This is a genomic window from Pseudomonas sp. MRSN 12121, from assembly GCF_000931465.1.
In the GTDB taxonomy this organism is placed as follows: domain Bacteria; phylum Pseudomonadota; class Gammaproteobacteria; order Pseudomonadales; family Pseudomonadaceae; genus Aquipseudomonas.
This window is the reverse complement of the sequence record NZ_CP010892.1, coordinates 4,545,985-4,558,319: the sequence shown is the minus strand read 5'-3', so window position 1 is coordinate 4,558,319 and position 12,335 is coordinate 4,545,985. Positions and strand designations below refer to the sequence as shown.

Genomic DNA, 12,335 nt, shown 5'->3' with positions numbered 1-12,335 from the left:
GCGTGGCACCGCAGGCCTTATCGACAGGACGCGACCATGAACCAGAACACGCTGCAAAACAAAAGCCTGCTGCTTCTGCTGAGCCTGGTGACCATCGCCTTTGGCTGGATCCTGCTGCCGTTCTACGGCGCGGTGTTCTGGGCGGTGATCCTGGGCATCCTGTTCAACCCGCTGCAGCGGCGCCTGCAACTGAGGTTCGCCTGGCCGCGCAACCTGACCGCCTTGTGCACCCTGAGTGTCTGCCTGCTGATCGCCATCCTGCCCATGGCCGTCATCAGTACCTTGCTGGTGCAGGAGGGGACGCGCCTCTACCAGAGCATCGAAAGCGGCAGGCTGGATATCGCCGGCTACCTGGACCAGTTCAAGCACAGCCTGCCACCGTACTTCCAGCAGTTGCTGGACCGCTTCGGCCTGGGCGAGCTGGAGGGTTTGCGCGAGAAGATCGTCAAGGGGGCGTTGCAGGGCAGCCAGTTCTTCGCCACCCAGGCGTTCAGCGTCGGCCAGGGCACCTTCGAGTTCGTGGTGAGCTTTTTCGTCATGCTCTACCTGCTGTTCTTCTTCCTGCGCGATGGCCCCGAACTGGTGCGCAAGGTGCGCAACGCAGTGCCGTTGGCCGAGCACCAGAAGCGCCGCCTGCAACTCAAGTTCAACCGCGTGGTGCGCGCCACGGTGAAGGGCAACGTGCTGGTGGCGGCCAGCCAGGGCTTGCTGGGCGGGCTGATTTTCTGGTTCCTGGAGATCCCCAGCCCATTGCTGTGGGCGGTGCTGATGGCCTTGCTGTCGTTGTTGCCGGCGGTCGGGGCGGGTGTGGTCTGGGCTCCGGTCGCCCTGTATTTCCTGTTCAGCGGGGCGCTCTGGCAAGGGGTGGTGCTGGGGTTGTACGGGGTGTTCGTGATCGGCCTGGTGGACAACGTGCTGCGCCCGATCCTGGTGGGCAAGGACACCAAGATGCCGGACTACCTGATCCTGATTTCGACTCTGGGCGGCCTGGCGATTTTCGGCTTGAACGGTTTTGTCATCGGCCCGTTGATCGCCGCCTTGTTCATTTCCAGCTGGGCCCTGTTCGTCGAGAGCCGGCCACGGACCCAGCTGCCATTGCCTTAGGCATGCAGCACATGGGGTTCGATCTTTTGCGAGAGGGCCTGGGCTGCGCGCAACGACGTCAAGGGGCCGCTGACCGCTTCACCGTCGCGTACCAGGTACCAGCACGCGAGCAACCCCAGCTCCCTGAGCGAGGCGGGAACGGCGCTGCCGATAACGGACATGATCTGGATCTTGGGCATGGGAAGTACCTCCATCAAAGGGTGGAGTTACCTTACGGCCCGGCAGGTGCTACGAAAAATCAACGCGCTCGATAGTGGACATTGATCGCGCCGAAAAAAACGCCGGCAGGTCGCTCAGTCGACGACCTGATCGAGCATGTAGACCACTTCCTGGTCGTGCAGCAGGCCCTTGCGCACCAGGTGCTCGGCCAGCAGTGCCAGGAACTTCGCGCTGCGATGGCCTTCCAGGTGCTTGAGCTCGGTCAGGGCGCTGTACACCTTGCTGGAGGTACACAGGCTGGGCGAGTGGTGCGGGTTCTGAGTCGGCATGGCGGTCGTCCTTGTTGTTATGGAACCGTTGTGTGGACAGATCCGATCTTGCGGACCTGTCATGACATAAATATGACAGTCATGGGCCCGCGCGGCCGGGCTGTCGCTGGCGATACTATTGCCCGATTGGAGCGCAAAAACTGTCCCGGTAGCGACCTTTGCAAGATTTATTCAGACGTTTGGGTGATGGCAAAACGCAACAAGCCCCGCTGGCGAGGGCGGGGCCTGTCGGATGGCTACTGGCTTACCAGCGGCCGGGACCGTAATAGTAGTGGCGCGGCGGCCCATAGTAGCGAGGCGGGCCGTAGTACACCGGCGCCGGACGGTAATAGACCGGCGGGGCCTCCACATACACCGGCTGCGGCTGGTAATAGACCGGAGGCGGTGCGGCATAGACGGGCTGCGGCTGGACATAGACCGGCTGTTGCACGTACACCGGGCGGCTCTGGTTGGCGATGACCGAACCCACCACCGCGGCGCCGACCACGGCACCGAACACCGCCGGCCCACCCCAACCACCACCGTGGGCGGACGCTTGGCCGGCTACTGCGAGTGCACCAACGAGCAAGGCAATCTTGGGGATTGTACGAATCATGGTTGTTCCTCGGTTGCGACCCCAGCGCTCGTTCTGCGATAGAAACGAGGACTGTCGCGGGGATACTTCTATGACAGTGTTTTCCTGAAAAACTGCACAGCCGCCGAGTAAATTTTGTGTAAGGTCGTGTACCGGTTTCTTTACCCTCATCCGTGAGCGGCGGGTTGTCTTCCCGTCAACGCCGACATCATCGGGCAGAACCCGAAGACTGGCTAATCCCGTCCATCCGAAAGTGCGTTCCAAGGAGATTCAACATGCAGATGAACCCCAACAAAGACACGCAGCTGTGCATGTCGCTGTCCGGGCGTCCGGGGAATTTCGGCCTGCGCTTTCACAACCACCTGTATGAACAGCTGGGGCTGAATTTCTACTACAAGGCCTTCAGCAGCCAGGACCTGCAGGGCGCCGTGGGCGGGATTCGCGCCCTGGGCATCCGCGGCTGTGGCGTGTCCATGCCGTTCAAGGAAGCCTGCATTGCCCTGGTGGACGAGCTGGATGCCTCGGCCCGGGCGATCCAGTCGATCAATACCATCGTCAACACCAACGGCCATCTCAAGGCCTATAACACCGATTACATCGCCGTCGCCCAATTGCTCGACAGCCACCGCATCCCCAAGGACACCCACTTTGCCCTGCGCGGCAGTGGCGGCATGGCCAAGGCGGTGGCCAGCGCATTGCGTGACGGCGGCTACCGCGACGGCGTGATCGTCGCGCGCAATGCCCAGGCGGGGCAGGCCCTGGCCGAGTCCCTGGGCTATGCCTGGCAAGCCGAGCTGGGGGCGTTGCGCCCGTCGATGCTGATCAACGTCACGCCGATCGGCATGGCCGGTGGCCCCGAGGCCGATCAGCTGGCATTCCCCGTCGAGGCGATCGCGGCCGCGCGCACGGTATTCGACGTGGTGGCGATTCCGGTGGAAACCCCACTGATCCAGCGGGCCCGGGCCGAAGGCAAGCAAGTGATCACCGGCCTGGAAGTGATCGCCATCCAGGCGCTGGAGCAGTTCGTGCTGTACACCGGCGTGCGTCCGAGCGAGGAGCAGTTCCAGAAAGCCGTGGCCTTCGCCCGGGCGTGATCCCGGGCTGATCGCGGTGGAGCGGGGCAGGGAAATGCTGCTTTACTGTCGGCCAGCAAGCCGAGACTTGCCTTTCCTCCAGCCACCGTGATCGAGGTCCGTATGCCCCCTGCCATTCTCAACCTGGACCAGGCGGATCTGCAGCCGCTGCCCGAAGCCCTCTCCCCGACCGGCGACACCGCCGGTCGTTATCAACAACGCATCGCCCGCATCGGCCAGCAACTGGGCGCGCGCAAGCTGGGTTACCGGCTGATCGCGCTGGAACCGGGAATGCGCGCCAGCCCCTTCCACAACCATCGGGTCAACGAAGAGATGTTCTACGTCGTCTCCGGCGAGGGCGAGATCCGCCTGGGCGCCGAACGTTTCGCCATCCGGGCGGGCGATGTGATTGCCTGCCCGCCGGGCGATATGGCCAGTGCGCATCAGATCATCAATAACAGCCAGGGCGAGCTGCGCTATCTGGCGGTCAGCACCCAGGAGGCGCCGGACATCTGCGAATACCCCGACTCCGGCAAATATGTGGTGAAGGATTTCATGAGCGGCGCCGAGGGCTTCGTCGCCGTGGCGCGGCATGCCGACGGCGTCGACTACTGGGACGGCGAGTAGCGGCCTGCCCGCCCCCGGCGATCGTGCCAGGGAGGCAGGCGCTGCCGGGAATCAGCCTTCGAGTTTCGCCAGGCGTTCTTCGAGCGCGGCGATGCGCGCCTCCAGCTCCTCGATGCGCTCGGCGGATACGCCGCTCGCCGTGCTGCGTTCCGCCGGGTTCTGCCGGGCGGCCAGGATCGCTTCGAGATCCGCCGGATCGCCGAGGGCATGCATGTAGCGATCTTCGCGTTGGCCGGCCTGGCGCGGAATCAGCAGCGCCAGGTCGCGGGCGATCAGGCGTTCCAGCTGATGCACCACCTGCTCGCTGTCTTCGAAGTCATGCATGCGGCCGCTGCGGGTCAGCAGTTCGTTGACGGTCTGCGGGCCTCGCAGAAACAGCAGGCCGGCGAGCACGACTTGCGCCGGGACCAGTTCCAGCGCCTTGTCCAGGCGGTGTTCCCAGCGGTCGGCGCGGCTGCCCATCACCAGGCGCGCCAGGCCGCGGTTTTCCAGGGCGCGCAGGCTCTGGCCGACCTGGCCCTGGGTCAGGTTCATCACCGGTTCGCGGCTGGTTTTCTGGTTGCAGGCGATGACCAGTGCATTGAGGGTCAGCGGATAGGTTTCCGGGCTGGTGGCCTGTTTCTCGATCAGCGACCCGAGAATGCGCAGTTCGGTGCTGGTCAGTGGTTCGTTGGCGTTTTCTTGCTCGATGCTCATCGCGCTTTCCCTATGCTGTCGAAGGCGCCTAGCCTAATCCCTGGCGGATAAAAGACAAGCCGCCGACGGACGTCCGGCAGGTCTATAATCCGCCACCTTGTTGCCAATTCTTTCCACCACTGTCTCGAGACTGTCATGACCATTTCCCTGTACGCCGCTTCCGTTCCCGTCTTCAAGCAAATGCTCAATGCCCTGAGCGATGTACTGCACAAGGCCGAGGCCCATGCCACGGCAAAGAACATCGACCCCAATGCCCTGCTGCAGGCGCGCCTGTATCCGGACATGTTCCCGCTGATCCGCCAGGTGCAGATCGCCGTGGATTTCGCCAAGGGCGTTTCGGCGCGCCTGGCCGAGGTCGAGCTGCCGAAGTACGACGACAGCGAAACCACCTTCGCCGAACTGCAGGCGCTGCTGGCCAAGGTCCTGGCCTTTATCGATGGCATCCAGCCGGCGCAGGTCGATGGCAAGGAAGGCATCGAGATCGTGACCCGTCCGGGCACCCCGAAAGAGAAGCGCTTCAGCGGCCAGTCCTACCTGCTGACCTACGGCCTGCCGCAGTTCTTCTTCCACGTCACCACCACCTACGCGATCCTGCGGCACAACGGTGTGGAAATCGGCAAGCGCGACTACATGGGTGCCTTCTGAATGGGGGCCTTCTGAATCTGAAACGCCGGGTCTAGAAACCGGCGCACAAAAAAGCCCGGCCAGATTTGCACCTGGCCGGGCTTTTTTGTGCGTAGCAGGAGCGATCAGGCAGCCGGCTGGGCCTTTTCTTCCTGGGCCATGCACGCGGCGGCGGTGAACAGCACGTCGGTGGAAGAGTTCAGCGCGGTTTCCGCCGAGTCTTGCAGTACGCCGATGATGAAACCGACCGCTACCACCTGCATGGCGATTTCGCTGGGGATGCCGAACAGGCTGCAGGCCAGGGGAATCAGCAGCAGCGAGCCGCCCGCCACGCCGGAGGCGCCGCAGGCGCAGATGGCCGCGACCACGCTGAGCAGCACGGCGGTGGGCAGGTCGACGGCGATCCCCAGGGTGTGCACGGCGGCCAGGGTCAGCACGGTGATGGTGATGGCGGCGCCGGCCATGTTGATGGTCGCACCCAGCGGGATGGACACCGAGTAGGTGTCTTCATGCAGGCCCAGGCGCTTGCTCAGTTCCAGGTTGACCGGGATGTTGGCCGCCGAGCTGCGGGTGAAGAAGGCCGTGATGCCACTTTCGCGCAGGCACGTCAGCACCAGCGGGAACGGGTTGCGACGGATCTTCCAGAACACGATCAGCGGGTTCATCACCAGCGCGACGAACAGCATGCAGCCGATCAGCACCGCCAGCAGGTGGATATAGCCCAGCAGCGCATCGAAGCCGGAAGTGGCCAGGGTCGAGGCCACGAGGCCGAAGATGCCCAGCGGGGCGAAGCGGATGACGACCCGCACGATCAGGGTCACGCCGTTGGACAGGTCGTCGAGCACGGTGCGGGTGGTCTGGCCGGCATGGCGGATGGCCACGCCCATGCCGATGGCCCAGGCCAGGATGCCGATGAAGTTGGCGTTCATCAGCGCGCTGACCGGGTTGTCCACCACGCTCAGCAGCAGGCTCTGCAACACTTCGTTGATACCGCCGGGCGCGGTGATGGCCACGTCATGGGTGCTCAGCACCAGCGAGGAGGGGAACAGGCTGCTGGCGATCACCGCCACCACCGCCGCGGCGAAGGTGCCCAGCAGGTACAGCACCAGGATCGGCCGGATATGGGTTTCCTGGCCGTGCTTGTGGTTGGCGATGGAGGCCATTACCAGCACGAACACCAGGATCGGCGCGACGGCTTTCAGCGCCGAGACGAACACCTTGCCGATAAAGGCGGTGGTTTTCGCCAGCTCGGGGGCGAACAGCGCCAGGGCGATGCCGGCGATCAGGCCGATGACGATCTGGGTGACCAGGCTGATGCGTTTGAATTTTTCCAGGAACGAGGAGGGTGAAGCAGTCATAGCGGTATCTCTGTTTTTTTAATATGCGTTGCGTCAGGGGGAGGACGCCATGCTGATGAATTACTGAAAGTAGCGGATGTTGCGGCAGGGGGCGGACTTTATCACAGGGGCTTGCCGCCCGGATGTGACGATCTGCCACCCAGGTGCCTCATGCGCGAGCCATGGTTTTTTGCCCTTGGCCGCCCCTGGACGCAAACATTCTGTTAGGCTTTGCCATCCTCTTCTCATCTCCCGTCAGCGGGCCTTGCGGCCAACGCTGATGTCGTCGTTTCCGGAGTTTTCCATGCTGTTGCCCATCCTGCTGTTGTCAGCCGCCGGTTTTACCGTGCTGACGACGGAGTTCATCATCGTCGGCCTGCTGCCTTCGATCGCCCGTGACCTTTCGGTCAGCATTCCCCAGGCCGGCCTGCTGGTGACGCTGTTCGCCTTTACCGTCGCGGCGTTCGGGCCGTTCCTGACGGCCTATTTCGCCCGTTTCCCGCGCAAGCGCCTGTTCATTTCGGTGCTGGTGATGTTCGGCCTGGCCAACACGCTGGCGGCGCTGGCGCCGAATATCTGGGTGATGGCCGTGGCGCGCCTGATCCCCGCGCTGGGGTTGCCAGTGTTCTGGGCCCTGGCCAGTGAAACCGCGGTGGATATCGTCGGTCCGGACTATGCCGGGCGCGCCATCGCCAAGATCGGCTTCGGTATCGTCTGCGCCACGGTGTTCGGGATTCCGGTGGGCACGCTGATTTCCGACGCGTTCGGCTGGCGCAGCGCTTTCGCCATCCTGGCGCTGGTGGCCTTTGCCAAGGCGTTGCTGCTGTACGTCTATCTGCCGCAGACCCGCGTGCACAACGAGCAGGCCAGCCTGCGCTCGCAGTTCGGCATCCTGCGCAGCCCGTTGATGCAGGGGCACGTACTGCTGTCGATCCTGGTGTTCAGCGGCATGTTCACCGCCTACACCTACCTGGCGGATATCCTCGAGCGCCTGGCCGGCTTCGATGGCACGCTGGTCGGCTGGTGCCTGATGGGGTTCGGTGCGGTAGGGCTGCTGGGCAATTCGCTGGGCGGCCGCGCGGTGGATCGCCACCCATTGCTGGCGTCCATGGGCTTCTGCGCCTTGATGATCGGCGGCATGCTGGCGCTGGTGCCGAGCATTCATTCGCCCCTGGGGTTGGCCGCGGCCATGGGGATCTGGGGCGTGACCCAGGCGGCGCTGTTTCTGGTCAGCCATGTCCGCCTGATCAAGGCCGCGCCCGAAGCGCCGGCGTTCGCCGCTTCGCTGAATATCGCCGGGGCCAACCTGGGAATCGGCCTGGGCGCGATGGTCGGCGGGCGGGTGATCGACAGCCTGGGGCTGGGCAGCCTGGGGTTTGCCGCCGCCGGTTTCATCCTGCTCTCGATCCTGCTGGCGTCGCTGCTGATGACCCTCAAGCCACAGGCCAGCTGCGCCTGACCTGGCCTCAGGCGCCCATCGCGGTGAACAACTCGCGGCGGGCGCCTTCGGTGATCGCCACGATGCCGGGGTGCTTGACCTTGCGCTCGACCGAAATGGCATAGAACGACTCGCTGACCGCGTCGGTCTGGCCGATCAATTGCACGCCGTATTGGCGCGTCACCTCGTCGGCGATCACGCTGGGGCCGATAAAGATCCCGCTGCCGGACTGGCCGAATGCCTGCATCAGGGCGCTGTCGTCGAATTCGCCGATGATCCTCGGCTGGATCTGCTGCTCGGCCAGCCAGCGCAGCAGGCGGCTGCGTACCACGGTTTCCTGCCCGGGAATCAGCAGCGGGGCGCCTTGCAGGCTCTGGGGAAAATCCTTCCCGTAGCGTTCGGCCAGCTCCTGGGTGGCAAAGAAGCTGATACCGCACTCGCCGAGTTTCTGGCTATAACCCTTGATATCCAGATGCGACGGCATGGGGCTGTCGGAGATCACCAGGTCCAGGCGCTGGATGGCCAGGTCGGCCAGCAGGCGCTCGAGTTTGTCTTCGCGGCAGGTGATGCGGATTGGCTCGCTCAGTTCCATGGTCGGCGCGATCAGGCGATAGACGATGGATTTGGGCACTACGTCGGCCACGCCGACTCGAAACAGGATCTGCTGTTCGTTGGGGCGGGCCTGCAGCATGGCCTCCAGCTCGCCGCCCAGCTGGAACATCTGTTCGGCGTAGGGCAGGGCCTGGCGTCCGGCCTCGGTCAGCTCCAGTTGCCGGCCGACCCGGCGAAACAGCTCGATGCCGTAGGTGTGTTCGAGCAGCGTAATCTGGCCGCTGACGGTTTGCGGGGTCAGGTTCAGTTGCTCGCAGGCGCGGACGATGCTGCCGGTCTTGGCGACTACCCAGAAATAATGCAGTTGGCGGTAATTGAGCATGGCGGGTTCAATTCGTAAAAACCGAAGTATAGCTGTTAAAAATACGAATTTTCCTGAAGTGTTTCACTCCATAGAATGCCTCGCTATTGCCGGGCCGGTGTCCTGGCCCGTGCGGTTCTAACGAGGAAAACGCAATGACCTACAAATCCATCGCCGCGTCGTTGCTGGCGTTGTCACTGATCGCCGTCGCCGGTTGCGACCAGGCGGAGAAAAGCGCTCAGCAGCTGCTGGGCAAGGCCGCGGAAAACGCCAAGCAGGCGATCGACGACACGCACAAGGCCGCCGAACAGGCCCTCAGTGACGCTACCCAGGGTTTGACCGGCAGGCAGGAAAAACCGGCCGACGAGCAAAAAGAACCCGTCTCGTCGTCCCAGGAAATCTGATTCCCATCCCCCGACTCAGGACTGAGCCATGGAATACCTTTTACAACTCGCCGCCAGCCCCACCGCGTGGGTCGCCCTGGCTACCCTGGTGGTCATGGAAATCGTGCTGGGCATCGATAACCTGATCTTCATTTCGATCCTGACCAACAAACTGCCGGAGCAGCATCGGGCCAAGGCCCGCCGGATCGGCATCGGCATGGCCCTGATCCTGCGCCTGGCATTGCTCAGCACCATCGCGTTCATCGTGCAGCTGACCGAGCCGGTGATCGATGTCTTCGGCCAGACCTTCTCCTGGAAGGACATGATCCTGATTGCCGGTGGCCTGTTCCTGCTGTGGAAAGCCACGACGGAAATCCACCACAGCATGGACCCGGCGCCGGAGCAGACCAAGAGCGAGACGGCGGGCGTGTCCCTGGGCTTTGCCGCGGCGATCGGCCAGATCCTGATGCTCGACCTGGTGTTCTCCATCGACAGCATCATCACCGCGGTCGGCATGACCGAACACTTGCCGATCATGATCATCGCGGTAGTGGTTTCGGTGCTGGTGATGTTGCTGGCTGCCGAGCCGCTGGCCAAGTTCATCAATGACAACCCGACGGTGGTCATGCTGGCCCTGGGCTTCCTGATCATGATCGGCATGACCCTGATCGCCGAAGGCTTCGGTGCTCATGTGCCTAAAGGTTATGTGTATGCGGCCATGGCCTTCTCGGCTGCCATCGAAGGGCTGAACATGCTGGCCCGTCGTGCCCGGCAGAAGCGCCTGGCGGCTGAGGAACAAGCCGAAGCCTGATCCGCGCGGCAATAAAAATAACGGCGGCCTGTGTTCAAGGACACAGGCCGCCGTTTTTCATTGGGGGAAAAGCGCCAGTCAATGCGCGGTGGCGTGATGGCGGGGTGGCTTCGCGGATTTCGCCGAAGGCGTCGGCAGGCGCGGATGATGGTGCCGGCGGGTGATCCGCAGGACTCCCCAGAGCATGGCCGCAGCCACGGCCAGCCAGCCGCAGATCAGCATCAGGATTGTCGTCGTCAGGCTCATGGATGCCTCCTTGTTGCCCGGTGCCGGGCGCACACACATTGCAAGGGACAGTCTAGCCGGGGATGTGTTTCAGGCCATTGACCAATAGTCGCGTGTCATCGACCGGTTTGCTCTATAGGGGGCAAATTACTGTGGCTGGGCGCTATACCCCCGCAGCGCGGGGCCCTATGATCGGTGCTTTGGCCGGGACCCTGGCTTGGCGACTGAACAAGAGAGTCATGATGCAACGGATGTTTCTACGATTTCGAACAGTGTTGTGGGCGGGGGCCTGTGCCCTGGCGCTGGCCGGTTGCGCTAGCAGCGTACAGCCGCAAATCCAGCGTCTGCCGGAGCGGGTGGAGCTCAATGGCGTGCCGTTCTTCGCTGGTGAGGCTTATCAGAGTGGCCCGGGCGCGCTGGCCAGCATGCTGTCCCAGCAAGGCGTCACCATCACCCCGGGATTGCTGGATAAACCATTGCATCTGCCGGGCGCCGAGGCCCAGCTACAGCAGAACATGCTGAAGCTGGCCCGCGAGTACGGGATGGTGGTCTATCCGCTGGACGCCAATTTGGCGGCGTTGTTGAGCCAGGTCGCCGCGGGCTATCCGGTGATGGTGCGCTACACCGAAGGCTCGGCGTTCTGGGCAGAACCCCGCTACGCCGTGCTGGCCGGCTACAACCGGCATAAGCAGACGGTATTGCTGCGAGCCGGCACGAACCGTCGTCTGACGATGGAATTCTCCGCGTTCGAATCGGCCTGGAACAGCGCCGGGCATTGGGCGGTGCTGATCCAGGGGCCGACCCAGGTTCCCGCCGAGGTCGATCGCGATCGCTGGTTGAAGGCGGCCAATGAGCTGGCCCAGGCCGGGCAGGAAAATGCGGCGGCGCGGGCCACCAAGGCGCTGAGCGCCAACTGACACGACACAAATACAGACGGCGCCCGAAGGCGCCGTCTGTGCGAAGGGGCCGCGACCGATGGAGGCGCGGCCCTTTTTCTTCCCGCTGTTTTATTTGGCTGTCTGGGCCACGCCGCCCTGGCGGCTTTTCAGGTTCTTGTCTGCCTTGTAGCGCAAGGCCACATCCGGCACCGAACTGCTTTTCCCGGTTTCCAGCCACTGGCGGATGCGGCTGGCATCGGCAAAGTGGGTGTACTTGCCAAAGGCATCGAGAATCACCAGGGCCACCGGGCGATTGCTCATGCTGGTCACCAGTACCAGGCAGTGGCCCGCTTCATTGGTAAAGCCGGTCTTGGTCAGCTTGATATCCCAGTTGGCCTTGTTGACCAGATGGTCGGTGTTGCGAAAGCCCAGGGTGTAGTTGGGCTTGCGGAACGCCACGGTTTTTTCCTTGGTGGTGCTCAGCTCGCTGAGCAGCGGGTATTTACGCGCTTCCAGCAGCAGTTTGCTCAGGTCCCGGGCGGTGGACACGTTGTGGATCGACAGGCCTGTCGGTTCGACATAATGCGTGCTGGTCATGCCCAGGGCCTTGGCCTTGGCGTTCATGGCCGCGATAAAGGCCGCGTATCCACCCGGATAGTGGTGGGCGAGGCTGGCGGCGGCGCGGTTTTCCGATGACATCAGCGCAATCAGCAGCATTTCCTTGCGCGGCAATTCACTCTTGAGCTTGACCCGGGAAAACACCCCTTTCATTTCCGGGGTATTGCTGATGTCGACGGAAATGTATTCATCCAGCGGTTGTTTGGCATCGAGGACCACCAGGCCGGTCATCAGTTTGGTCACTGAGGCGATAGGCACTACGACATCGGGATTGCTGGAGTAGATGACCTTGTTGGTTTGCACGTCCAGCAACATCGCGCTGCCGGAGGCAATATGCAGTTGGGAAGTATCGCGTGGTGCTTCGGTGGTTTCGCGAGCAATGGCGCTCTGCGTGATGACGGTGCCTGTAAATGCAAAAAAAAGGCTCAGGATAGAAAGACGGATTTTCACGCGGGCGGACTCATGGAGTGGATATGCCGTTCTGCAACGGGCTGCTTTCAAAAAAACGTTACATTTTATGAGTATGTCCCAGGAAAGAGCTACACG

The 12,335-nt window shown here is 63.0% G+C and carries 16 protein-coding genes; 8 read left to right on the top strand and 8 right to left on the bottom strand.

All coding sequences use genetic code 11. The features are described 5' to 3' along the window. Nucleotides 1-36: 36 nt before the first annotated feature. A complete protein-coding gene (locus TO66_RS20725; protein WP_044464020.1) occupies nucleotides 37-1,104 on the top strand; it encodes an AI-2E family transporter in 1,068 nt (355 codons plus the stop codon). On the opposite strand, the gene TO66_RS20720 is transcribed toward TO66_RS20725, so the two are convergent. From TO66_RS20720 to TO66_RS20710, 3 genes are all read right to left on the bottom strand, one after another. Continuing rightward, complete coding sequence (locus TO66_RS20720; protein WP_044464019.1) at nucleotides 1,101-1,283, bottom strand: hypothetical protein; 183 nt, start codon at nucleotides 1,281-1,283, stop codon at nucleotides 1,101-1,103. The two genes, TO66_RS20725 and TO66_RS20720, sit on opposite strands and share 4 nt — an antisense overlap. A gap of 114 nt (nucleotides 1,284-1,397) precedes the next feature. Next, nucleotides 1,398-1,592, bottom strand: coding sequence for a hypothetical protein (locus tag TO66_RS20715; RefSeq protein ID WP_044464018.1), 195 nt, complete (start codon nucleotides 1,590-1,592; stop codon nucleotides 1,398-1,400). 244 nt (nucleotides 1,593-1,836) lie between these two features. Beyond that, on the bottom strand, nucleotides 1,837-2,187 hold the full coding sequence (locus TO66_RS20710) for a hypothetical protein (protein ID WP_044464017.1): 351 nt from the start codon (nucleotides 2,185-2,187) through the stop codon (nucleotides 1,837-1,839). Between the two features lie 254 nt (nucleotides 2,188-2,441). Between TO66_RS20710 and TO66_RS20705 the strand changes: the two genes are divergently transcribed. Together TO66_RS20705 and TO66_RS20700 are read left to right on the top strand one after the other, a co-directional pair. Next, entirely contained in the window at nucleotides 2,442-3,260 is an 819-nt protein-coding gene (locus TO66_RS20705; protein WP_044464016.1) for a shikimate 5-dehydrogenase, read from the top strand. Between the two features lie 102 nt (nucleotides 3,261-3,362). Then, a complete protein-coding gene (locus TO66_RS20700) occupies nucleotides 3,363-3,866 on the top strand; it encodes a cupin domain-containing protein (protein ID WP_044464015.1) in 504 nt (167 codons plus the stop codon). A 51-nt stretch (nucleotides 3,867-3,917) separates the two neighbouring features. Here TO66_RS20700 and TO66_RS20695 read toward each other — a convergent pair whose 3' ends face one another. Continuing rightward, a complete protein-coding gene (locus tag TO66_RS20695) occupies nucleotides 3,918-4,562 on the bottom strand; it encodes a YceH family protein (RefSeq protein ID WP_044464014.1) in 645 nt (214 codons plus the stop codon). Nucleotides 4,563-4,697: 135 nt separating this feature from the next. On the opposite strand from TO66_RS20695, the gene TO66_RS20690 reads away from it, so the two are divergent. Further along, nucleotides 4,698-5,207 (top strand): DUF1993 family protein, encoded by a 510-nt coding sequence (locus TO66_RS20690; protein WP_044464013.1) that lies wholly within the window; start codon nucleotides 4,698-4,700, stop codon nucleotides 5,205-5,207. Nucleotides 5,208-5,311: 104 nt separating this feature from the next. On the opposite strand, the gene sstT is transcribed toward TO66_RS20690, so the two are convergent. Further along, nucleotides 5,312-6,544 (bottom strand): serine/threonine transporter SstT, encoded by a 1,233-nt coding sequence (gene sstT, locus TO66_RS20685; protein ID WP_044464012.1) that lies wholly within the window; start codon nucleotides 6,542-6,544, stop codon nucleotides 5,312-5,314. 283 nt (nucleotides 6,545-6,827) lie between these two features. Between sstT and TO66_RS20680 the strand changes: the two genes are divergently transcribed. Further along, nucleotides 6,828-7,982 carry an MFS transporter gene (locus tag TO66_RS20680; RefSeq protein ID WP_044464011.1) on the top strand — a complete coding sequence of 385 codons (1,155 nt, stop codon included), beginning with the start codon at nucleotides 6,828-6,830 and terminating at the stop codon, nucleotides 7,980-7,982. A gap of 7 nt (nucleotides 7,983-7,989) precedes the next feature. Here TO66_RS20680 and nhaR read toward each other — a convergent pair whose 3' ends face one another. Further along, on the bottom strand, nucleotides 7,990-8,895 hold the full coding sequence (gene nhaR, locus TO66_RS20675) for a transcriptional activator NhaR (protein WP_044464010.1): 906 nt from the start codon (nucleotides 8,893-8,895) through the stop codon (nucleotides 7,990-7,992). Nucleotides 8,896-9,029: 134 nt separating this feature from the next. Here nhaR and TO66_RS20670 point away from each other — a divergent pair, with 134 nt between their 5' ends. Together TO66_RS20670 and TO66_RS20665 are read left to right on the top strand one after the other, a co-directional pair. Further along, nucleotides 9,030-9,278: a hypothetical protein gene (locus tag TO66_RS20670; protein WP_044464009.1), complete on the top strand. Its 249-nt coding sequence runs from the start codon at nucleotides 9,030-9,032 to the stop codon at nucleotides 9,276-9,278. Between the two features lie 28 nt (nucleotides 9,279-9,306). Then, nucleotides 9,307-10,068: a TerC family protein gene (locus TO66_RS20665; protein ID WP_044464008.1), complete on the top strand. Its 762-nt coding sequence runs from the start codon at nucleotides 9,307-9,309 to the stop codon at nucleotides 10,066-10,068. A gap of 78 nt (nucleotides 10,069-10,146) precedes the next feature. Here the strand turns inward: TO66_RS20665 and TO66_RS33690 are convergent, their stop codons facing one another. After that, nucleotides 10,147-10,314 carry a hypothetical protein gene (locus TO66_RS33690; RefSeq protein WP_177330416.1) on the bottom strand — a complete coding sequence of 56 codons (168 nt, stop codon included), beginning with the start codon at nucleotides 10,312-10,314 and terminating at the stop codon, nucleotides 10,147-10,149. A gap of 167 nt (nucleotides 10,315-10,481) precedes the next feature. Here TO66_RS33690 and TO66_RS20660 point away from each other — a divergent pair, with 167 nt between their 5' ends. Next, on the top strand, nucleotides 10,482-11,210 hold the full coding sequence (locus TO66_RS20660) for a PA2778 family cysteine peptidase (protein WP_177330415.1): 729 nt from the start codon (nucleotides 10,482-10,484) through the stop codon (nucleotides 11,208-11,210). A gap of 90 nt (nucleotides 11,211-11,300) precedes the next feature. Here the strand turns inward: TO66_RS20660 and pbpG are convergent, their stop codons facing one another. After that, nucleotides 11,301-12,239 carry a D-alanyl-D-alanine endopeptidase gene (gene pbpG, locus TO66_RS20655; protein ID WP_044464006.1) on the bottom strand — a complete coding sequence of 313 codons (939 nt, stop codon included), beginning with the start codon at nucleotides 12,237-12,239 and terminating at the stop codon, nucleotides 11,301-11,303. Nucleotides 12,240-12,335 lie beyond the last annotated feature (96 nt).